Source organism: Streptomyces rimosus subsp. rimosus, assembly GCF_000720725.1.
Classification (GTDB): Bacteria; Actinomycetota; Actinomycetes; order Streptomycetales; family Streptomycetaceae; genus Streptomyces; species Streptomyces rimosus_A.
The window spans coordinates 1-20,869 of the sequence record NZ_JOCQ01000134.1 but is presented as its reverse complement, the minus strand read 5'-3'; the positions used below and the strand labels follow the sequence as shown (position 1 = coordinate 20,869).

16 protein-coding genes and 2 pseudogenes are annotated in these 20,869 nt (G+C 72.1%); 12 read left to right on the top strand and 6 right to left on the bottom strand.

Features of this window, described 5'->3' with window-relative positions:
• Nucleotides 1–1,281 (top strand): annotated as a pseudogene (locus IH45_RS0138545) (TerD family protein); the annotation flags it as partial.
• Between the two features lie 320 nt (nucleotides 1,282–1,601).
• Nucleotides 1,602–2,633: a TerC family protein gene (locus tag IH45_RS0138540; protein WP_030680199.1), complete on the top strand. Its 1,032-nt coding sequence runs from the start codon at nucleotides 1,602–1,604 to the stop codon at nucleotides 2,631–2,633.
• A gap of 109 nt (nucleotides 2,634–2,742) precedes the next feature.
• Here the strand turns inward: IH45_RS0138540 and IH45_RS0138535 are convergent, their stop codons facing one another.
• From IH45_RS0138535 to IH45_RS0138525, 3 genes are all read right to left on the bottom strand, one after another.
• Nucleotides 2,743–3,399, bottom strand: coding sequence for an MBL fold metallo-hydrolase (locus tag IH45_RS0138535; protein WP_030680196.1), 657 nt, complete (start codon nucleotides 3,397–3,399; stop codon nucleotides 2,743–2,745).
• 9 nt (nucleotides 3,400–3,408) lie between these two features.
• Complete coding sequence (locus IH45_RS0138530; RefSeq protein ID WP_030680194.1) at nucleotides 3,409–4,179, bottom strand: maleylpyruvate isomerase family mycothiol-dependent enzyme; 771 nt, start codon at nucleotides 4,177–4,179, stop codon at nucleotides 3,409–3,411.
• Between the two features lie 132 nt (nucleotides 4,180–4,311).
• Nucleotides 4,312–6,078, bottom strand: coding sequence for an FAD-dependent oxidoreductase (locus IH45_RS0138525; RefSeq protein ID WP_050515482.1), 1,767 nt, complete (start codon nucleotides 6,076–6,078; stop codon nucleotides 4,312–4,314).
• Between the two features lie 48 nt (nucleotides 6,079–6,126).
• Between IH45_RS0138525 and IH45_RS0138520 the strand changes: the two genes are divergently transcribed.
• Together IH45_RS0138520 and uvrA are read left to right on the top strand one after the other, a co-directional pair.
• On the top strand, nucleotides 6,127–6,804 hold the full coding sequence (locus tag IH45_RS0138520; RefSeq protein ID WP_030680190.1) for a TetR/AcrR family transcriptional regulator: 678 nt from the start codon (nucleotides 6,127–6,129) through the stop codon (nucleotides 6,802–6,804).
• A 471-nt stretch (nucleotides 6,805–7,275) separates the two neighbouring features.
• Complete coding sequence (gene uvrA / locus IH45_RS0138515; protein WP_030680187.1) at nucleotides 7,276–10,347, top strand: excinuclease ABC subunit UvrA; 3,072 nt, start codon at nucleotides 7,276–7,278, stop codon at nucleotides 10,345–10,347.
• Nucleotides 10,348–10,482: 135 nt separating this feature from the next.
• Here the strand turns inward: uvrA and IH45_RS0138510 are convergent, their stop codons facing one another.
• Nucleotides 10,483–11,430, bottom strand: a complete 948-nt coding sequence (locus IH45_RS0138510) for a carbohydrate kinase family protein (protein ID WP_030680184.1) — start codon at nucleotides 11,428–11,430, stop codon at nucleotides 10,483–10,485.
• Nucleotides 11,431–11,468: 38 nt separating this feature from the next.
• The gene (locus tag IH45_RS0138505) at nucleotides 11,469–12,476 is read right to left on the bottom strand and encodes a LacI family DNA-binding transcriptional regulator (RefSeq protein ID WP_030680182.1); all 1,008 of its coding nucleotides are present in this window, start codon (nucleotides 12,474–12,476) and stop codon (nucleotides 11,469–11,471) included.
• A 212-nt stretch (nucleotides 12,477–12,688) separates the two neighbouring features.
• On the opposite strand from IH45_RS0138505, the gene IH45_RS0138500 reads away from it, so the two are divergent.
• The 6 genes and pseudogenes from IH45_RS0138500 to IH45_RS0138475 form a co-directional block, all read left to right on the top strand.
• Nucleotides 12,689–13,705, top strand: coding sequence for a zinc-dependent alcohol dehydrogenase family protein (locus IH45_RS0138500; RefSeq protein WP_030680179.1), 1,017 nt, complete (start codon nucleotides 12,689–12,691; stop codon nucleotides 13,703–13,705).
• Nucleotides 13,706–13,711: 6 nt separating this feature from the next.
• Entirely contained in the window at nucleotides 13,712–15,160 is a 1,449-nt protein-coding gene (locus IH45_RS0138495) for a sugar porter family MFS transporter (protein ID WP_030680176.1), read from the top strand.
• 35 nt (nucleotides 15,161–15,195) lie between these two features.
• Nucleotides 15,196–15,606: a Rieske (2Fe-2S) protein gene (locus tag IH45_RS0138490; RefSeq protein ID WP_030680174.1), complete on the top strand. Its 411-nt coding sequence runs from the start codon at nucleotides 15,196–15,198 to the stop codon at nucleotides 15,604–15,606.
• 250 nt (nucleotides 15,607–15,856) lie between these two features.
• Entirely contained in the window at nucleotides 15,857–16,390 is a 534-nt protein-coding gene (locus IH45_RS0138485; protein WP_030680171.1) for an ImmA/IrrE family metallo-endopeptidase, read from the top strand.
• Nucleotides 16,375–17,532, top strand: a complete 1,158-nt coding sequence (locus IH45_RS0138480) for an MAB_1171c family putative transporter (RefSeq protein WP_030680168.1) — start codon at nucleotides 16,375–16,377, stop codon at nucleotides 17,530–17,532. The genes IH45_RS0138485 and IH45_RS0138480 overlap by 16 nt, the downstream gene beginning before the upstream one ends.
• Nucleotides 17,533–17,591: 59 nt before the next feature.
• Nucleotides 17,592–17,879, top strand: a pseudogene (locus tag IH45_RS0138475) (MTH1187 family thiamine-binding protein); the annotation flags it as partial.
• Between the two features lie 156 nt (nucleotides 17,880–18,035).
• Here the strand turns inward: IH45_RS0138475 and IH45_RS0138470 are convergent.
• Nucleotides 18,036–18,956, bottom strand: coding sequence for a hypothetical protein (locus tag IH45_RS0138470; protein ID WP_030680163.1), 921 nt, complete (start codon nucleotides 18,954–18,956; stop codon nucleotides 18,036–18,038).
• Nucleotides 18,957–19,314: 358 nt separating this feature from the next.
• Here IH45_RS0138470 and IH45_RS0138465 point away from each other — a divergent pair, with 358 nt between their 5' ends.
• The gene (locus IH45_RS0138465) at nucleotides 19,315–19,947 is read left to right on the top strand and encodes a papain-like cysteine protease family protein (RefSeq protein WP_030680151.1); all 633 of its coding nucleotides are present in this window, start codon (nucleotides 19,315–19,317) and stop codon (nucleotides 19,945–19,947) included.
• Nucleotide 19,948: 1 nt separating this feature from the next.
• Nucleotides 19,949–20,830: a hypothetical protein gene (locus IH45_RS0138460; protein ID WP_030680149.1), complete on the top strand. Its 882-nt coding sequence runs from the start codon at nucleotides 19,949–19,951 to the stop codon at nucleotides 20,828–20,830.
• The last annotated feature ends 39 nt before the right edge of the window (nucleotides 20,831–20,869 follow it).

The window sequence follows — 20,869 nt, the reverse complement described above, 5'->3', positions numbered from 1 at the left end:
GCCCCCACCCCCACTGCCAACGAAGCACCCACCACCCCAGTGGCCGGTGACGCCCCGGGCCGGACTGCCGACGAGCGGCTCTACAACCAGGTCTGGGGCATGTTCGAGGACCTGTCCCGGACCGTCGCCGCCTACCGCAGCGCCATGGGCTTCGCCCAGTCCCGCCTGGCCAAGGAACTGGACGCGGTCAACGCCGACCCCGGCAACCGCGTCGGGCCCGCCGCCGACGCCGCCCGCGCCGCCGCGCATGACAAGCACGCCCGTCTCGCGGCCCAGGCCCGCGAGGTGCTCGACCGGGACCTCGCCCAGCTCACCGCCGAGGCCGAGGTCGTCGAGCCCGCGCTGCCGCCCGCCCTCGCGGACTGGAGCAGCCCCGTCTGGCACGGCTACCAGGTGCCGGGCGAGTACCCGATCGCCGTACGCCTCGGTGACCTGCGCCTGCCGGAGTGCCCGGACCTGCGCGTTCCCATGCTCGTACGGCTGCCGATGAACCGCGGCCTGTGGATCGACAGCGGACAGCCCGAGATGTTCCGCGGCGAGGGCGCGCCCGACGCGACCGCGGACGGCTTCGGGCCAGATGCTTTCGGGGCGGATGCCTTCGGACCGGACGCATTTGGAGCGGATGCCTTCGGGTCTGACAGCTTTGACGCCGCCGAGGTGCGGCGCCGGGCGATGGACACCGCCGTCACGCTCGCCGCCCGTCTGCTGGCCGCCCACCCGGCCGGTGAGCTCACTCTCCAGGTCATCGACCCGGCCGGTGCGGCGGCACCCGCGCTGGCGCCGCTGGTGGAGACGGGTGCGCTCCGCGAGCCCCCGGCCGCCGGGGCGCAGGGCGTGGCCGCGGTGCTCGGCGAACTGACCCGGCGCGTGGATCTCGTACAGATGGCGGTACGCAACCAGGCCGCCGAGTCGCTGCCGCCCGACCTGGACACGGCGGAGCAGCTGCTGATCGTCCACGACTTCCCGCACGGCTTCGACGACCGCGCCGTCAACCAGCTCCGCTACCTGGCGGACGAGGGCCCGTCGGTCGGCGTGCACCTGCTGATGGTCGCCGACCGGGCGGAGGCACGCGATTACGGGCCGGTACTGGACCCGCTGTGGCGTTCCCTGCTGCGGATCACGCCGGTTCCGGACGCCCACCTCGCCGACCCCTGGGTCGGGCACGCCTGGACGTACGAGCCGTCGCGCGTGCCGCAGGGCAGCCACGTGCTCCGGCAGGTCCTGGCCGACCTGGCCGAGGCCCGCCGGGCGCGCGGCCACAGCCGTACGAGGGAGAGCTGAGGCGCCACCAAGACGGGATCCGTCGCCGCCAAGACGAGCCCCGCCCCTTAGGCCGAGGCCACAGCCACCTCAACAGCGACAACCCAAGAGCCTCCGACCAGCACCTTTGCCCAACCCTTTACTTCACATTGCCTTTCCTTTACTCTCTAGGTGCGGAGGGGAGTATTCCTGCGCGACGTCCCCGTCATCACGGATCGCACCACTGACCAGATCCCGGGGCGTCGGCCCGGCTCGGGGAGCGCGTCATCGGCGCTCTCGGGTGGAAGAGACCTCCGGCAGCGACGACGCTGTGAGTGCCGTACGACTCTGCCGGAGGAGCAGTGGACGTTTCCCTGACCCTGTGGGTGCTGACCATCGTCGGTCTGTGCGCCCTGATCACCGCCGACTTCTTCATCGGCGGCCGCAAACCGCACGAGGTCTCCCTCAAGGAGGCCGGCATCTGGACCGCCGTCTGGGTCGCGCTCGCCGCGCTCTTCGGGCTCGGCCTGCTGGTCTTCGGCGGCGGGCAGCCGGCCGGTGAGTTCTTCGCGGGCTTCATCACCGAGAAGTCGCTGAGCGTCGACAACCTCTTCGTCTTCGTCCTGATCATGGCGAAGTTCGCGGTGCCGACCATCTACCAGCAGCGGGTGCTGATGGTGGGTGTGCTGATAGCGCTGGTGCTGCGCGCCGGGTTCATCGGCGCGGGTGCCGCGATCATCGCCAACTTCTCGTGGGTGTTCTACCTCTTCGGCGCGTTCCTCATCTGGACGGCCTGGAAGCTCATCCAGGAGGCGCGCGCGGAGGAGCAGGACGAGGAGTTCGAGGAGAACCGCTTCCTGAAGATGGTCGAGAAGCGGTTCCCGTCGACCGACCGGTACCACGGCACCAAGCTGTTCGTGGTCGAGAACGGGCGGCGCCTGATGACGCCAATGCTGATCGTCATGCTGGCGATCGGCACCACCGACGTGCTGTTCGCGCTGGACTCGATCCCGGCGATCTTCGGCCTCACCCAGGATCCGTACATCGTCTTCACCGCCAACGCCTTCGCCCTGATGGGCCTGCGGCAGCTGTACTTCCTCATCGGCGGCCTGCTGAAGAAGCTGGTGCACCTCTCGTACGGCCTGTCGGTCATCCTCGGGTTCATCGGCGTGAAGCTGGTGCTGCACGCCCTGCACGAGTCGGGCGTGAGCGTCCCCGAGATCAGCATCCCGGTCTCGCTCGGCGTCATCTGCGCCGTCCTTGTCGTCACGACGATCACGAGCCTGCGGGCCTCGAAGAAGCAGGCGCGGGCGGAGGCGGAGGCCGCCGCGGCCAAGGAAGGCGCCAAGGACGCCAAGGATGCCAAGGGTGCTAAGGACGTCATAGACGCCTGACCCACGGTCCGGACGGGCGGCCGCCCGCCCCGGCGCGGCCAGGGAGGCCCCGCGAGCACACCGCGGGGCCTCCCTCGCTGTCGGACAGTGACGACGGCCAGTCCGGACGTCACCAGCCGCGTTCGCGCCACTCGGCGAGGTGCGGGCGCTCCGCGCCGAGCGTGGTGTCCGAGCCGTGGCCCGGGTAGACCCAGGTCTCGTCCGGCAGCCGGTCGAACAGCTTGGCCGAGACGTCGTCGAGGAGACTGGCGAACGCCTTCGCATCGTTCCACGTGTTGCCGACACCGCCCGGGAAGAGGCAGTCACCGGTGAAGACGTGCGGGTGCCCGTGCGGGTCGTCGTAGATCAGGGCGATGCTGCCGGGGGTGTGGCCGACCAGGTGGCGGGCGGTCAGCCGCACCTGGCCGACGGCGATGGTGTCGCCGTCCTCGACGGGTACGTCGGTCGGTACGGGGATGCCCTCGGCGTCGTACCGGCCCGCGTATGTACGGGCGCCCGTCGCGTCCACCACCTCGCGCAGCGCGCCCCAGTGGTCACCGTGCTGATGGGTGGTCACCACGGCGGCGATACCGCTGTCGCCGATCAGGTTGAGGAGGGTGCGCGGCTCGGCGGCGGCGTCGATCAGCAGCTGTTCGCCGGTCGCGCGGCAGCGCAGCAGATAGGCGTTGTTGTCCATCGGGCCCACCGCGACCTTGGAGATCATCAGGTCGGCCAACTCGTGCACGTCGGCCGGTCCGCCGACCTTCACTGCTCCCGTGTAGCTCATGCGCCCACCCTAAAGCGGGGGAACGGCCGGAAGGGGGCCGCCCCGGGTGTCGAGTCCGGTGCCTTTGGCGCGGCCGGTGAGCCAGCCGACCAGTTCGGCGGGCGGCCCGGACACCACCACGTACGGGACGTCCCCGGTGTCCTCGGTGACCACGCCCGTGTGCTCCGTACGGCCGGTACGCCACCGCCGCCCGTCGGGCGCGCGCAGCTCCACGGCCGGTACGTCGATGTGGCCGGCGAACTTCACACCCGTCAGGAACGCCAGTTCCGCGTCGACGAAGGCGGTCGGCAGCTGCTCGATCCCGTAGCCGACGCCCAGGTCGATACGGTGCAGCTCGGCCTCGGCCAGACGGCGGAACGGCAGCCGGGCGGCGCGTTCGATGACGCCGTTGCGCATCTCCAGCTCGTACGAGTAGCGGGCGGGCGGCAGCGCCGCCGCTGCCGCGTCGAAACGATCGGCGCTGGAGCGCAGATCGTCCAGGTGCACGGCGAGCGGCCGGTCGGCACCGGCGGCGATGTCGGCCTCGCGGGCCTCGGCGCTGGCGTACATCGGGGTGCGGACGCCGGTACGCGCCCAGGTCAGCAGGTTGACCAGGGCATCGGCGTTGCGGGCCACATGGGCGAGCAGGTGGCCGCGGGTCCAGTCGGGCAGCAGTGACGGTTCTCCGATCGCCGCGTCGTCCAACTTCCCGGCGGAGACGAGCAGTCGGTCGGTCGCTTCGCGGACGGCGGCGGCGTCCTGCGCGAAATCCGGCGTGGCGGGGGGCGCGTTGTCGGTCATGGTCCGAAGCTAGCGCCGCCGTGGCCTCCGCGGGAGTCGGTCCGCACGGATACCGGGGTACGCGGGCGGCGCGAACGGCGTGGCCCGGACCCGGCCGGGCCCGCCGAAACGGACCGGCCGGGGCCGCGGCCGTTACCCGGCCGCCCTGTCGGGAGCGGGCGCCCCGTCGGAAGCGGCCGTCCGATCAGGAGCACCGAACCACCAGCGCAACGCATCCTCAAGAGCGGCCAGTTCGTCCACCGTGCAGGCAGCGGTGGCAGGAGCCGTACGGGTGGCGGCGGGAGCCGTAAGGGTGGCGGCCGCTGCCGTACGGGTGACGGCCGCCGTACCAGCCGTACCAGCCGTGTCGGCCGTATCAGCCGTACCCGCCCCCCAAGCCACCACCCCATCCGGCCGCACCAGCAGCCCGGCCAGTTCCGGATGGTCCGGGCAGCGGGCGGTCACCACGCGCAGCCGGTCCGCGTACCCGGCGGCGTACTCGGCGGCCCGGCCGGCCAGGGCGGGGTCGTCGGTGAGGGCGATCAGCAGCCCCCGCCCGTCCTCCAGGTGCGCGGCGAGCCGGGAGCCGTCGGAGAAGGCCAGGTCGGGGGCGCTGCGGCCGGTCAGCGGGTGCTCGCCGGGCAGGTCGTAGCGCTGCCACACCCCGGAGATCTTCTTGACGAAGTACGTGGTGCCGTCGACCGTGCCGGTCAGCTCGGTGACCACCTTGCGCAGGGCGCGGGAGTGCGGCGTCGGCCGCATCGCCGCGATCTGGGCGCGGGTCCACTCCAGCACCCACGCGCCGATCGGGTGCCGCTCGGCGGTGTAGGTGTCCAGCAGCCCGTCCGGCGCGTGGCCGTGGACCGTCGCGGCCAGCTTCCAGCCCAGGTTCATCGCGTCCCCGATGCCCAGGTTGAGCCCCTGGCCGCCGAACGGCGAGTGCACGTGCGCCGCGTCACCGGCCAGCAGGACGCGCCCGCGGCGGTACTCGGTGACCTGGCGGGCGTTGTCGGTGAAGCGGGTGGCCGAGTTCACCTTGGTGACCGTGACATCGGTGCCCGAGACCTTGCGCAGGCTCGCCTGCACCTCCTCCAGGGTGATGGGGGCGGCACGGTCCGCGGGCGGGCCGTCGAACTCGACGGTGAGGATGCGGCCGGGCACCGGGCCGTGGCTGTAAATGCCGTTCTCCGTCTCGTTCCAGCCCATGCCGAGCTTCTCGGCGCCGGTCATCTCCACCAGCGCCTGACGGCCGGTGATCTCCGGATCGGTGCCCGGGAAGGGGAACCCGGCGAGCCTGCGGACCGTACTGCGCCCGCCGTCGCAGCCCACCAGCCAGCCGGCCCGCAGCTCCTCCCCGCCTGCGTCACCGGCCTCTCCGGCCTCGCTGACGTGCACCGTCACCCCGTCCGTGTCCGTGTCGAAGCCGGTCACCTCCATGCCGCGGCGCACCTCGACGCCGAGTCCGGCGGCGCGCTCGGCGAGCAGCCGTTCCAGCGCCTGCTGCGCTATGAATCCGACACCGTCCGCCGGTCCGGCCCGGTGGAAGTCGGGATCGGAGGCGTCCAGGCCGTCGGCGCGCAGCATGATGCCCGCGAAGTGTCCGGCGAACCTCGGCGCCGGGCGTACGGAGCTCGCCCCGGCCGCCTGCCGCTGCTGCACGAAGGAGTGGAACCGGCCGAAGGCCTCCTTCTGTATGTCGGCGAGCGCGGGCAGCAGTCCGCGGCGGTAGAAGGCCTCCGCGCTGGGCGTGTTGATGCCGCCCGCCTTGATCGTCTCGTCCACCTCGGTCAGCCGCTCCAGCGCGACGACCCGCACCCCGCGCAGGGCGAGTTCGCAGGCGAGCATCAGTCCGACGGGCCCGGCGCCCGCGATCACCACGTCCGTTCGGGGAGCGGTTCCCCCGCTGTTCTCCAGGTTCATGCGAATGATTGTAGTCACTAAAAGTTTGTTTCGGATAAAATTCCGTGCATGGCTGATGACGTGCGGGACCAGGCGGGGCGCGGCGGTGGCGGCCGGGCGCCGGCGGGCGGCGACGGACTCTCGCTGCGCGAGCTGAAGAAGATCCGGACCCGGGAACGGATCTCCGGCGAAGCCACCCGGCTCTTCGTCGCGCGCGGCTTCGAGCAGGTCACCGTCGCCGAGGTCGCCCGCGCCGCCGAGGTCTCGACGATGACCGTCTTCAACTACTTCCCCCGCAAGGAAGACCTCTTCCTCGACCGCATCCCCGAGGCCTTCGCGCTGGTCACGCGGGCCGTACGGGAGCGGGACGAGGGTGTCGCGCCGCTGGAGGCGCTGCACCGCCTCGCGCTCGACCTGCTGCGGCAGGGGCACCCGCTCGCGGGCGTCGGGTTCTGGGACCGCTACTGGTGGCAGGTGCTGGTGGACTCGGCGGCTCTGCAGGCCCGCGGGCGCGAGGCCCTGGAGGAGTTCGAGAACACGCTCGCCGGACTGTTCGCGGAGGCCGAGGGCGCCGGGCCGGACGAGCACGGGCCGAGGCTGGCGGCGGCGCTGACCGTGGCCGCGTACCGCTCCTTGTACGCGACGGTCATCCGCCGCCAGATGGCCGGTGTCCCCGTAGAGGAGATCGCCGCGGAACAGAGGGAGCTGTTGCTGCACACGTTCGACGTGCTGTCGCGGGTGCTGTAGAGCGGGCGGACCGTGGCGGGGAGCGGCCGGGGCCGGACGGTACGTAAATCGAACAGCGGCTGCCCGGGCCGTGACTTCGGACACCTTCGCCCCGGCGCCGGTTCCCGCTCCTTCCGGCCCTGGGCCGCGGGAACCGGGGGTGCCGCAGGGGCGTGGGAGAAGGGGGGAGCGGCCTGTCGGTGATCGGCAGGAAGAGAGGCGGGGCGTCGTGTGTTGTCCAGAGGCGACCACACGTTCGGGTGAAGCGCTTCGACGGACACCGTAATTCGAATGCGCGTGCTATAGGCTCGTGTGTGGCATCAGTAAGACATTGCCGCGGCAGCCCCCATACCCTGGGGCGGGGGCTCGCCCAGCTTCCGTGCCCACCCGGCCCGGCGACCGGCAGCGACCGGCTCGCCCGACCGCCGCCGTCAGGGCCGCACGCAGCTGGGCCGCGGCCTCCCGCCCCTCTCCAGAAAGGTGCCGACCGGCGTGGCCGACCGTCTCATCGTCCGTGGCGCTCGCGAGCACAACCTGCGCAACGTCTCGCTCGACCTCCCGCGGGACTCCCTCATCGTCTTCACGGGGCTCTCCGGGTCGGGCAAGTCCTCGCTCGCCTTCGACACGATCTTCGCCGAGGGGCAGCGCCGCTATGTCGAGTCGCTCTCCTCGTACGCCCGGCAGTTCCTCGGGCAGATGGACAAGCCCGATGTGGACTTCATCGAGGGCCTGTCCCCCGCGGTCTCGATCGACCAGAAGTCGACCTCGCGCAACCCGCGCTCGACGGTCGGCACGATCACCGAGGTCTACGACTACCTCCGCCTGCTGTTCGCCCGTATCGGCAAGCCGCACTGCCCCGAGTGCGGCGACCCGATCGCCCGGCAGTCGCCGCAGGCCATCGTCGACAAGGTCCTGGAGCTGCCGGAGGGCAGCCGCTTCCAGGTGCTCGCCCCGCTCGCGCGCGAGCGCAAGGGCGAGTTCGTGGACCTCTTCTCCGACCTCCAGACCAAGGGCTACAGCCGCGCCCGCGTCGACGGCGTCACGATCCAGCTCTCCGACCCGCCCAAGCTCAAGAAGCAGGAGAAGCACACGATCGAGGTGGTCGTGGACCGCCTGACCGTCAAGGACAGCGCCAAGCGCCGGCTGACCGACTCCGTCGAGACCGCGCTCGGCCTCTCGGGCGGCATGGTCATCCTCGACTTCGTCGACCTGGACGAGGACGACCCGCAGCGCGAGCGGATGTACTCGGAGCACCTGTACTGCCCGCGCGACGACCTGTCGTTCGAGGAGCTGGAGCCCCGCTCCTTCTCCTTCAACTCGCCCTTCGGCGCCTGCCCCGACTGCACCGGCATCGGTACGCGCATGGAGGTCGACCCCGAGCTGATCATCCCGGACGAGGAGAAGTCCCTCGACGAGGGCGCCGTCCACCCCTGGTCGCACGGCCACACCAAGGAGTACTTCGGCCGCCTGATCGGCGCCCTGGCCGACGCCCTCGGCTTCCGTACGGACATCCCCTGGGCCGGGCTGCCGCAGCGCGCCAAGAAGGCGATCCTCAACGGCCACCGCACCCAGATCGACGTCCGCTACCGCAACCGCTACGGCCGCGAGCGCTCGTACACCACCGCGTTCGAGGGCGCCGTGCCGTTCGTCAAGCGGCGCCACCAGGAGGCGGAGAGCGACAGCAGCCGCGAGCGCTTCGAGGGCTACATGCGCGAGGTGCCCTGCCCGACCTGTGAGGGCACGCGCCTGAAGCCGATCGTCCTGGCCGTCACGGTCAAGGGCCGCTCGATCGCCGAGGTCTCGGCCATGTCGATCAGCGACTGCGCCGACTTCCTGCGCGAGATGAAGCTCGACGCCCGCGAGAAGAAGATCGCCGAGCGGGTCCTCAAGGAGGTCAACGAGCGGCTGAAGTTCCTGGTCGACGTCGGCCTGGACTACCTCTCGCTCAACCGCGCCGCGGGCACCCTCTCCGGCGGCGAGGCCCAGCGCATCCGGCTCGCCACCCAGATCGGCTCCGGCCTGGTCGGCGTGCTCTACGTCCTGGACGAGCCGTCCATCGGCCTGCACCAGCGCGACAACCACCGTCTCATCGAGACGCTGGTGCGCCTGCGCGACATGGGCAACACGCTGATCGTCGTGGAGCACGACGAGGACACGATCAAGGTCGCCGACTGGGTCGTGGACATCGGCCCGGGCGCCGGCGAGCACGGCGGCAAGGTCGTGCACAGCGGCCCCATGAAGGAGCTGCTGGCCAACAAGGACTCGGTCACCGGGCAGTACCTGTCCGGCCGCAAGGCCATCGTGACGCCCGAGGTGCGGCGGCCCGCCGACCCGGCGCGGCAGCTGACGGTGCACGGCGCGAAGGAGAACAACCTCCGCGACATCACCGTCTCCTTCCCGCTCGGCGTGCTCACCGCGGTCACCGGCGTCTCCGGCTCCGGCAAGTCCACGCTGGTCAACGACATCCTCTACACCCACCTGGCCCGCGAGCTGAACGGCGCCAAGTCGGTGCCCGGCCGCCATGTCCGGGTCTCCGGCGACGACCAGGTGGACAAGGTCGTGCACGTCGACCAGTCGCCCATCGGCCGTACGCCGCGCTCCAACCCCGCGACGTACACCGGCGTCTTCGACAACGTCCGCAAGCTGTTCGCGGAGACGATGGAGGCCAAGGTCCGCGGCTATCTGCCGGGACGCTTCTCCTTCAACGTCAAGGGCGGCCGCTGCGAGAACTGCGCGGGCGACGGCACGATCAAGATCGAGATGAACTTCCTGCCGGACGTGTACGTGCCGTGCGAGGTCTGCCACGGCGCGCGCTACAACCGGGAGACCCTGGAGGTCCACTACAAGGGCAAGTCCATCGCCGAGGTCCTGGACATGCCGATCGAGGAGGCGCTGAGCTTCTTCGAGGCCGTCCCGAGCATCGCCCGGCACCTGAAGACGCTCACCGAGGTCGGACTGGGCTACGTCCGGCTCGGGCAGTCCGCGCCGACCCTCTCCGGCGGTGAGGCGCAGCGCGTCAAGCTCGCCTCCGAGCTGCAGAAGCGCTCCACCGGCCGTACGGTCTACGTCCTGGACGAGCCCACCACCGGTCTGCACTTCGACGACATCAGCAAGCTGATCAAGGTGCTGTCCGGCCTGGTCGACAAGGGCAACTCGGTCATCGTCATCGAGCACAACCTCGACGTGATCAAGACCGCGGACTGGATCGTGGACATGGGCCCCGAGGGCGGCAACGGCGGCGGCCTGGTCGTCGCCGAGGGCACGCCCGAGCAGGTCGCGGCGGTCCCGGCCAGCCACACCGGCAAGTTCCTGCGGGACATCCTGGGCGACCGGGTCAGCGACGCGGAGCCGGCCACGGCGGGCGGGACGAGGAAGCGCGCGGCGAAGAAGACCGTCGCCGCGACGAAGGCCACGGCGAAGAGGACCGTTTCGGCGAAGACGGCCACCAAGGCAGCCGCTTCGAAGACGACGGCGAAGAAGACGGCCGCCAAGCCCGCGGCCACCAAGAAGGCGGCGGCCACGAAGACGGCCGCCAAGAAGGCGACACGGGCCCGCCGGGCCTGATCGCCGCCGACGGCCGACGGGCCGCCGCCCCACCCGTGGTACGGGGAGGGCGGCGGCCCGTCGTCGCGCAGGCCCCGGGCGGCCGGGACCGCCCGTACGACACAGGCCCTTACGGCTGCGGAACCCGCCGCCCCCTCACTCCGGCCCCACCAGCTCCGTCGCATACGGCGGCTGCGCGCCGGGGCGGGAGCAGGTCAGCGCCGCCGCGCGGGCCGCGAAACCGAGGATGTCGCGCCAGGCGTCGGGGGACAGGGCGGCGAGCGCGCCGGGGGACAGGGCGCCGTGCGCGTCGAGGCGGTGCAGCAGCGCCGCGTTGACCGTGTCGCCCGCGCCGATCGTGTCCGCGACCTCGATCCGCTCCCCGGGCACCGCGATCTCGTCCCCGCCCGGCGTCCGTACGGACAGCCCGGCGCCGCCGCGCGTGAGCACCACCGCCGCCGGACCGGCCGTCAGCCAGTCCTTCACCGCGGCCGCGACGCCCTGCGATCCGGCCAGCCACTCCGCGTCCTCCTCCGAGAGCTTCAGCAGCGTGACGTGCGGCAGCCAGGAGCGGAAGCGGGCGCGGTAGGCGTCCGCGTCCGCGATCAGCCCGGCGCGGATGTTGGGGTCCAGCGCCGTGAAGATGCCGCGCTGCGCCGAGCGGCGCATCAGGGACTCGTAGGCGCTCGCGCCCGGCTCCAGGACCAGCGAGCAGGTGCCGAACGACACCGCCCGCGTCGCGTCCGGCAGTTCGGGCGGAAGGGCGAACAGCCGGTCGGCGGTGCCGTCGGCGTAGAAGCCGTAACCCGCCGAGCCGTCCGGGCTGATGTCCGCGACGGCCAGGGTGGTGGGCTCGGGCCCGCGCTGCACCAGCGAGATGTTCACGCCGTCGGCGCGCAGCCCGCGCAGCAGCTCCTCCCCGAAGGTGTCGGTGGACACCCGCGAGCAGAACGCGGCGGGCGAGCCGAGCCGTCCGAGGGCGAGGGCGGTGTTGTACGGGCCGCCGCCCCGGCGCGGCAGCAGCGCGGGCAACGGCCCGTCCCCGGACGGCGATTGCGAGCTGGGCACGAGGTCGATCAGGGCCTCGCCGGCGACGACGATCACGACAGTCCTGGCCTTTCTGGGGGTGGGGGAGGGGCCGGTCAGCGGCCGGCGCCGGTGCAGCCGCAGGATTCGCGGTGCACATACGTACAGGGCAGCCGGAGGGTGCGCGGCGGGCGCTCCGGGTCCTCCAGCCGCTCCAGGAGCAGCCGGACCGCGGCGGCCCCGATCTCCTTGCTGGGCTGCGAGATCGCCGTCAGACGCGGGGCGAACAGGTCCGCCCACGAGAAGTCGTCGAAGCAGGCCAGGGCGATGTCGCGGGGCACGTCGAGGCCGAGGTCGCGCAGCGCGCGCAGGGTGCCGATCGTCATCGCGTTGTTGGCGGTGATGATCGCGGTGGGCGGTTCGGGGGCGGCCAGCAGGTGCCGGGTGGCGTCCTCGGCGCCCTCCGCCTCGGAGTTGCCGCCCGCGAGCAGTTCGGGGGCGAAGGGCAGGCCGCGGGCGCGCAGCCCCTCGCGGTAGCCCTGGACGCGCTCCGTGGTGGTGCTCAGCCCGGGCAGCCCGGCCACCAGCCCGATCCGGGTGTGGCCCAGCTCGGCGAGGTGCTCGACGAGCTGCCGTACCGGGGCGGTGTTCTCCGCGCAGACCTGGTCGTGCGCGTCACCGACGAGCCGGTCGAGGAAGACGGCCGGAACCTTGCGCCGGGTGAGGTAGTCCACCATGCCCGCGGGCTCCGCGGACGGCGCGACGATCATGCCGTCCACCCGGCGCTCGTGCAGCAGCCGCACGACCTTCTGCTCGTGCGCGGGGTCGTCGTGCGGATCGGCGATCAGCAGGCTGTAGCCCGCCTCCAGGGCACCGGCCTCGACGCCCTGGAGGATCTCGGTGAAGTACGGGTTGCTGATCGCGGAGACCGCCAGGCCTATGGAGCGGGTGCGCGCGGTGACCAGCGAACGGGCCAGCGTGTTGTGGGTGTAGCCCAGCTCGTCGATGGCCGCGAGGACGGCGGCGCGGGTGTCGGGGCGTACCGGCCGGGTCTCGTTGAGCACATGCGAGACCGTGGCCACGGAGACCCCCGCCCGCCGCGCCACATCGACCATCGTCGTCATCCGGTCCGTCTCCCCGAGTCCGTCGCCCTGTTCCGCCGGCAGGTGGTGGTCGCTGCCGTACGTAGTCCATCACAGCCTAGACGTAAACGCTTGCGCAAACGTTTACCAGCGGGTTACGTTCACGCCACCCCATCCCGCAGCACCCGCAATAACCGCAGCACTCGCAACACCCGCAACACCGCAAACACCGCACGAAGACGTGAGGAGGCGCCATGCGCGCTGTCGTGGTCACCGAGCCGGGCCGTACCGCCCTGACCGAAGTCCCCGATCCCCGGCCGGAACCCGCGGAGGTCGTCGTACGCGTCTCCTCGTGCGGGCTGTGCGGGACCGACATGCACATCCTCGGCGGCGAGCTGCCCGCCGTGCCCTACCCGCTGATCCCCGGCCACGAGCTGACCGGCGAGGTGGTGGCCGTGGGCGAGGGCGTGACCAGCCCCGCCGTCGGCGACCGGGTCGCGGTCAACCCGAACATGCCGTGCGGCGCCTGCCACTACTGCCGCATCGGCCGCGCCAACCTGTGCGAGGACTACCAGGCGATCGGCGTCACCCAGGCGGGTGGTTTCGCCGAGCTGGTCGCGGTGCCCGCGCGCTGCTGCCACCTCGTCCCGGAGTCCTTCTCCGAGGCCGCCGCGGGCCTGATCGAGCCGCTGTCCTGCGCGGTGCACGGCCTGAACCGGCTGCCCCGGCGCCCCGGCGAGCACTACCTGATCTACGGCGCCGGCACGATGGGCCTGATGATGGCCGCGCTGGTGCGTACCGCGGGCGCCGCCTCCGTGTCCGTCGTGGACCTCAACAAGGACCGGCTGGCCTTCGCCGAGAGCTTCGGCCTGGACGCGGCCGTCACCGACGCGGACCAGCTCGGCCGGAAGCCCGGCTTCGAGGTCGTCATCGACGCGACCGGCGCCGTCCCGGCCATCGAGGACGGCCTGGGCCGGGTCCGCAAGGGCGGCACGTTCCTCCAGTTCGGCGTCACCGACCCGGCCCGCTCCGCGAAGTTCTCGCCGTACCTCGTCTACCACCACGAGATCGACATCATCGGCTCGATGGCCGTGCACAACAGCTTCCAGCCCGCCATCGACGTGCTGGCGGCCGGGCTCGACCTCGATCCGCTGGTCAGCGACGTGTACGGGCTGGAGGACTTCGACGAGGCAGTGGCCCGCTTCCGGGCCGGCACCGGCCGCAAGATCCACATCGCGCCGCAGGGCCCGCAGCCCGCGCGGAAGGGGTGACCGGCCGTGCCCGCACGCATCAAGAACGCCCTGATCTGGGTCTTCGGCGCCCTCGGCGGCATCCTGTGGGGCTATGACACCGGCGTCATCTCCGGCGCCATGCTCTTCATCAAGAACGACATCGCGCTGACCCCGCTCCTGGAGGGCATGGTCGTCTCCGGCCTGCTGGTCGGCGCGATGCTCGGCGCGGGCCTGTCCGGGCGGCTGTCCGACTCCTGGGGCCGGCGCAAGCTGATCCTCGCCGCCTCCGCCGTCTTCATCCTCGGCACCCTCGGCGCCTCCCTGGCCACCACCCCCTGGACGCTGATCGCGTTCCGCTTCGTGATCGGCACCGGCGTGGGCATCGCCTCCGTCGTCGTACCGCTGTACCTGACGGAGCTGGCGCCCAAGCACCTGCGCGGCGGCCTGACCTCGCTGATGCAGCTGCTGGTCACGGTCGGCATCTTCCTCGCGTACGTCACCGACTACCTGCTCGCCGGGGCCGAGGCGTGGCGCTGGATGATCGGCCTGGGCGTGGTGCCCGCCGCGATCCTCGCGCTCGGCATCATCACCCAGCCCGAGAGCCCCCGCTGGCTGGTCGGCAAGGGCCGCGGCGAGGAGGCGCGGCAGGTGCTGGCGCGGCTGCGCGGCCCGGGCGCCGCGGCCGATGCCGAACTGGCCGAGATCGAGGAGACCGAGCGCATCGAGCGGGCCGAGAGCCGGTCGCTGACCCTCAAGGACCTCGCCTCGCCCCGGCTGCGGCCGGTCCTGCTGGTCGGGATGCTGCTGGTCTTCTTCCAGAACTTCGTCGGGATCAACACGATCATCTACTACGCGCCGACGCTGCTCACCGACATCGGCTTCGGCTCCGACGGGGCGATCCTCGCCAACGTCGGCATAGGGCTGCTCAACATGCTCATGACGCTGCCCGCCATGCGCCTGATCGACCGCAAGGGGCGCAAGCCGCTGCTGCTGTACGGCGCGCTCGGCATGTGCGTGGCCATGCTCGTCCTGGCCGCCACCAACCTGTCCGGACTCGGCTACGGGGCCGCGCTGTCCACCCTCACCCTCTTCGGCATCGCCCTGTACATCGCGTCCTTCGCCATCTCCTGGGGCCCGGTGCAGTGGGTGATGCTGCCGGAGCTGTTCCCGATGCGGATCCGGGCTGCCGCGGTGAGCCTGTGCGTGATGTTCAACTGGCTGTTCAACATGGTGGTCTCGCTGGTCTTCCCGTCGCTGCTGCGCGCCTGGGGAGCGGGCGTCAACTTCCTGTTCTTCGCCGTGACGACGTTCGCCGCCTTCGTCTTCGTACGCAAGCTGCTGCCGGAGACCAAGGGCCGCAGCCTGGAGGAGATCGAACGGGATCTGCTCAAGGGCCGGGAGGGTCATCTTCCGGACACCGGCGAGGGCCGGTCGGGGCAGTCCGAACCGGACGGATCGGTACCGGTATCGTCGGGAGCCGACGCCGCACGGTGACGCAGCGTCGCCGACCGAGCATCCGGGAGTACGAGATGAGCCAGCCCCCCGCCCGCCGTACCGTGCTGCGAGGGGCCGCGCTCGTCGGCGCGGCGGGCTTCGGTGTCGCCGCCTGCTCCGGCGGCGGTTCGGACGGCGCGTCCGCGACGCCCGACGAGCCCGTCACGCTGGGCGCCGCCGATGAGGTGCCGGTCGGCGGCGCCAAGCTCTACCGCGAGAGCCGGCTGCTGGTCTCGCAGCCCGAAAAGGGCCAGTTCAAGTGCTTCAGCGCCAAGTGCACCCACGCGGGGTGCGTGCTGGACAAGATCGAGCGCAACCAGGGCAACTGCCCCTGCCACGGCAGCCGGTTCGATGTGACGACGGGCAAGGTCATCCAGGGGCCCGCCAGTAAGCCGCTGCCGGAGGTGCCGGTCAAGGCGCAGGGCGGCAAGCTGATCGCCGGCTGACGCGGGGCTGCGGGGCGGCCCCGGCCGGTGACGCTGCGCGGTTGGCCGGAAACGGACCGCTCGGTGGCAGGGGCCTGACAAGGGACCGGAAGAAGATCTACGATCGCCTGACGTGATGCGCCGATGACGCGCGAGGGGGGCTCGTCGTGCCGGAATCTCCGGGTCGCGGCCCTGTGGGGGCGGCATGACCGAGCGCCGTTACCGGGTCATGTGCCCTCCTGTCCCCACACGTCATGGAGTACCACCCGCGATGCACTGGAGGCGACTGCGCCGCCGCTGCCGGCGCGTGATCGACGGGATACCGCTGCCCGAGCCGTTCTCCGCGCAGCAGCTGTGCGCCCGGCTCGCCGCCGACCGGGACCGTCCGCTGCGGCTGATGACCCTGCCCACCCCGACCGGCCTGGGCATGCCGACCGGCATGTGGCTGGCCACCGAGGAAGGCGACTACGTCTTCTACGACGGCCGGACCAGCCCGCTCCACCAGGAGCACATCATCCTCCACGAGATCGGCCACCTGGTGTGCGACCACCGCACGGCCGTCGAGGACCAGCGGCTCTTCCGGCACATCGACGTGGAGGACCCGCGGTCCATCCGGCGCGCCCTGGGCCGTACCCGCTACTCCGACCGGCAGGAGCAGGAGGCGGAGATGATCGCCAGCCTGATCCTGGAGGGCGCCGGGCGGGTGCCCGCGCCGACGCTGCTGTCCGGCACGCTCGGCGGTCTGGCGTCCGGCATGGGCCTGCCGGGCGCCCGGCATCCGGGAGCGCCGTGTTCACCTGGCTGACCGACCTCGCCTGGCTGGAGAACGCCGGGATCATCGCGCTGTGGGCCGTGGTGCTGGTCCGCGCCCCGCGCGGCCTGGCGGACCGGGCGCAACGCCCCCTGTGGCTCGCCATCGTGATGATCGCGCTGGCCATGTCGATGCACCTGGAGCCGGTCACCGCCGTCCTGGCCCGGCTGGTGCCCGGCGCGCACTGGGTCGATCTGAGCACCCACCTGTTCAGCATCGTGGACGCCGCCGCCGTGCTGTGGTTCATCTTCCAGGCCGCGGGGCGGCGGCGCCGTACGGTCCTGGTGTTCGGCGCGGCCCTCGCGGTCATGGCGGCGCTGGTCGTCCTGGACGTGACCGGGCCGCCGCACGCGCGCAACCAGATCACCCCGTCGCCGGACATCCCGAGCGTGCCGGACGCCTACTGGTACGTCTTCTTCGCCTTCCACCTGACGGCCGACACCACCTGCGGCTTCGTCTGCTGGGCCCAGGGCCGCACCGGCGCGCCCCGGCTGCTGCGGTACGGGCTGCGCCTGTTCGGCACCGGCATCCTGCTGGCGTCCCTGCTGTGGGTGCTCAAGCTCTGCTACCTGTTCACCCGTTCGCCGGTCTTCGGCCCGCTGTTCTCGCCGGTCACCGGCGTGGAGGCGCTGTTCATCGCGGCGGGCGTGGCGCTGCCCGCGGCGGCCGGGGCCCGGCGGCTGTGGCAGGACCGTACGGCCTACCGGGGGCTGGCCGTGCTGTGGCGGGAGCTGACGGCGGTGACGCCGGACGTGGTCCTCGGGCCGGGCAGCCGGCTGCGCGACGCGGTGCTGCCGCTCCAGCTGCGCCTGTACCGCCGGGTCATCGAGATCCGCGACGCGATGATCGTGCTGCGCGACTACGTCTCCCCGGCCACCCTCGACGGGGTCCGCCGGCACGTGGACGGGCAGCCCGTCCCCGCCCACCTGGCCGACGCGCACGTCACCGCCTGCTGGCTGGCGGCCGCGCTGCACGCCCGGCGCACCGGGGAGGCGCCGCAGGCCCAGACGGTCAACCTCGCGGGACCGGGCGCGGGTGATCTCGGCGCGGAGGTCCGGCATCTGCTGCGGATCGCGGATGCCTACCGGTCTCCCGTGGTACGCGCCTACCGGGCGGCACATGTCGACACCGGGTGACGGTGCCGTGTCGCGGCCCGCCGCCGGGCCGCCCCATCCCGTACGACGAGAGGAAGACCGTGCTCATTGCCTTCGCCCTGACGCCCATGGGCGTGGAGGAGAACGGCGCGGCGTACGTCGCCGACGCCATCAAGATCATCCGGGAGTCCGGGCTGCCGAACCGCTCGGACTCCATGTACACGATGATCGAGGGGGACTGGGACGAGGTCATGGACGTCGTCAAGCGCGCGACCGAGGCGGTCGCGGCCCGGGTGCCGCGCGTCCAGGTCAGCATCCGGGCCGACGTGTGGCCGGGGATGGACCGCCCGCTCGACGGGAAGATCGCCATGCTGGAGCAGCGCGTCGCGCACAACGCGGCGGCCGCGGGCGCCCTGGGCGGCAGCACGGCCGCCGCGGACGCCGACGCGTCGGGTATTCCAGCCACCGGGGCGTCGGGCGTTTCGGCCACCGGCGCCGAGCCCACCCCGTAACGGCACAACGGCTCCGGACGGCGGCCGTCCGGATCACCCCCAGTCCCAGCCGATCCCCACGATCCCGGGCCGTACGCCCTGCTCCACCAGGTGTACGGCCCGGTGCTGCCCGCTCAGCGTCAGCTCCTGCTGCCCCGAGCGCGGCGCGCCCGCCTTCGTCCGGGTGAAGCGGCGGCAGCGTACCGGCAGGGCCGTCTCGTCGAAGCACACCTGGAGGACGTACTGGCCGCCGGCGAAGCGGAAGCCGCGTACGTACTCCGCGCTCTGGCCGCCGCTGCCGTCCTCGAAGGTGTAGCCGAAGACATGGGTGTCGCCCGAGCGCAGCCGGACGTCGAAGAGCAGCTCGGCGACCACCATGGCGGTGGCGGCGTGCCGGCGGACCCGCCCCAGCCGGCAGTTCTCCCCGGCCGTGACGACCACCCGGGACGTGTCGCAGCCCGCGTCGCCCTGGTGGATGGCGATGTAGCGGTCCACGCCGTCCCGGTGGGCGCGCACCACCTGGAGGGAGCGGCGCCCGCTCATCTCGCGGGCGGCCCCGATGTGCACCCACTCGTGGTGGCCGACCGTGTGCAGTCCTCCGTCGGTGGGGGCCTCCAGTTCGGCCAGGAGCTGGTGCAGGACGTCGGAGGGGTCGAAGAGCGTGCGGTAGGAGCGGGCGGCGGGGCGCTCCTTCGTCTCGGGCCGTGCACCGTTCTCGGGGACCAGCAGCCGGTGCAGGGAGTGTGCGGGCAGCTCCAGGACCTCCTCCAGGGCCCGTACGGCGCGCAGCGACTCGGGGCGCTGGGGGCGCCGCGCCCCCTGCTGCCAGTAACTCAGGCTCGTCACTCCGACCTTGATCCCGCGCTGTGCCAGCTTGTGCTGGACGCGGTGCAGGGCCAGCCCGCGGGCGGCCAGGGCGGCCCGCAGGGCCAGGTGGAACGGGCCGGTCTGCAGCACCTGTGCCAGCTCGGTCAATTGTGGTGATACCGGACTGGTTTCCGGATGTGTCCGAGGTGTCTGGTGTGCGGGTTTCCGGTGCATTTCATGGAACTCACGAGGTGTGTGAGGTGGATGTTGCGTCGTGTGCTGTGTCATCGCCCAACCCTTCGGCGCGCGCGGTGAACGTTCACAACCGGACTTCACACCGTGCGCTGGCCCTGCCTGTCCGCTGCAGTACGCCGGGCGCGGGCCGTTCACACCCGGGACCGGACGTCCACACCCCCATGTCACCCCGCATTGAAGCGTGTTGACCTGCTCCCGACAACACCCGATGCTCCTGACCAGCATCCGGATGCGCTCCTCCGTAACAACCCCCTCGTTCGGGAGGAACGCGATGACCTTCGCACCACACCGGCGCGGCACGCGCCGCAGATGGCTGTCGGCCGCGGCACTGTCGGCCGCCGCGCTGACCGCCGTACCCGCCGCACCGGCCACCGCCGCGCCCGCCCCCACCGGCACGGCAGCCACCGCCCCCCACGCGGTGGCGGCCGCCAACCGGCTCAACATCACCATGCAGGCCCAGGAGAAGACCAACTGGTGCTGGGCCGCCTCCGGCAACACCATCGCCACCTTCTACGGCAGGCGCTACAGCCAGAACCAGTTCTGCAACGCGGCCTTCAACCGGCAGCAGGGCACCACCTGCCCCAACAACCAGGCCACACTCGGCAACGTGCAGAACGCGCTCGACTGGGCCGGCATCAACCGCGGCTCCTACGTCTCCGGCTACCTGAACTACAGCACCGTCCAGAACGAGATCAACGCGGGCCGCCCCGTCGAGACCCGTATCCAGTGGTCCTCGGGCGGCGGGCACATGCACGTGATCTACGGTTTCGACACCGCGAACCACTGGGTCTACTGGGGTGACCCGTGGGGGTCCAACAACCGCTACAACTGGGGCGACTACAACTACTACGTCGACGGCAGCGAATTCTCCTGGACCCACTCGCTCTACCGGATCGGAGCCTGACATGACCGAGCGCAGCGCTCCGGCCGCATCCGCCACCGGGCGCGGCACCCCGGCCCGCCGCACCGCCGTACGGGCCGCCGCCACCGGCACGCTCGCCGCCGCCCTCCTCGGCCTCGCGCCGCAGAGCGCGCTGGCCGCCACCCCCGCGCCGCCGCCCGCACCCGCCGCCCCCGCCGTCACCGAGGCCCGCGCGGCGGCCACCGCGCCGGACACCCTCACCACGCTCTCCCGCTTCTTCGCCCGCGACGGCGCGGTCGCCGCGGCCAAGGCGCAGCCGCGGATCGAGGGACGGACGGTGCCGGTGTACGTCCTCTCGCCCGACTTCGTACGCGGCAAGGCAGGGGCCCCGGTCTCCCGGCTGGAGTACCTGGCCAGCACCGCGGTCTCCGCCGACGGGCAGAAGGCGTCCGTGTGGACGGCGCGGACCCGTGGCGCATGGAAGGTCGTCAACATCGCGACCGGCGACGACGAGGCCCGCTACAGCGCGGCGGCGGACGGCGGCACGGTCTTCCAGGAGCCGCAGATCAACGCCTGGTACGAGCAGCGTGGCGACCGCGTCCGGCCGCTGGACGCCGAGGCGCGCAAGGCCATCGGCGCGGGCGGCACCACCGTCGCCGCCTACCAGAAGCGGGTGGCGAAGGCGTACGGCGACAAGCTGCCCGGCTCCGCGTACGACCGGCGCGGCGCCGCGGGTGGCTACGGCCCGCCGGAGGTTACGGACGGCGCAACCGTCGCGGCGCGTCCGCAGCCCGTCGCGGCCGGTGCAACGGCGGACGACAGCAGCGGCCCGGTGACCGCGGCCTCGGCCGTCGCGGGCACCGCCGCGCTGCTCGCCCTCGGCCTCTCCGGGGCCGCGGCGCTGCGCAGGCGCCACAGCCGCTGAGACCCGGCCCGGGGGCCCGCCCGCCCCCGGGCCCGTACC

What these genes read in the sequence shown, in the direction of transcription:
- IH45_RS0138535 (WP_030680196.1), bottom strand. Translation starts at nt 3,399, where the DNA reads ATGAGCTACACGGGAGCAGTGAAGGTCGGCGGACCGGCCGACGTGCAC.
- IH45_RS0138530 (WP_030680194.1), bottom strand. Translation starts at nt 4,179, where the DNA reads ATGACCGACAACGCGCCCCCCGCCACGCCGGATTTCGCGCAGGACGCC.
- IH45_RS0138525 (WP_050515482.1), bottom strand. Translation starts at nt 6,078, where the DNA reads ATGAACCTGGAGAACAGCGGGGGAACCGCTCCCCGAACGGACGTGGTG.
- IH45_RS0138520 (WP_030680190.1), top strand. Translation starts at nt 6,127, where the DNA reads ATGGCTGATGACGTGCGGGACCAGGCGGGGCGCGGCGGTGGCGGCCGG.
- IH45_RS0138505 (WP_030680182.1), bottom strand. Translation starts at nt 12,476, where the DNA reads ATGACGACGATGGTCGATGTGGCGCGGCGGGCGGGGGTCTCCGTGGCC.
- IH45_RS0138500 (WP_030680179.1), top strand. Translation starts at nt 12,689, where the DNA reads ATGCGCGCTGTCGTGGTCACCGAGCCGGGCCGTACCGCCCTGACCGAA.
- IH45_RS0138490 (WP_030680174.1), top strand. Translation starts at nt 15,196, where the DNA reads ATGAGCCAGCCCCCCGCCCGCCGTACCGTGCTGCGAGGGGCCGCGCTC.
- IH45_RS0138485 (WP_030680171.1), top strand. Translation starts at nt 15,857, where the DNA reads ATGCACTGGAGGCGACTGCGCCGCCGCTGCCGGCGCGTGATCGACGGG.
- IH45_RS0138465 (WP_030680151.1), top strand. Translation starts at nt 19,315, where the DNA reads ATGACCTTCGCACCACACCGGCGCGGCACGCGCCGCAGATGGCTGTCG.
- IH45_RS0138460 (WP_030680149.1), top strand. Translation starts at nt 19,949, where the DNA reads ATGACCGAGCGCAGCGCTCCGGCCGCATCCGCCACCGGGCGCGGCACC.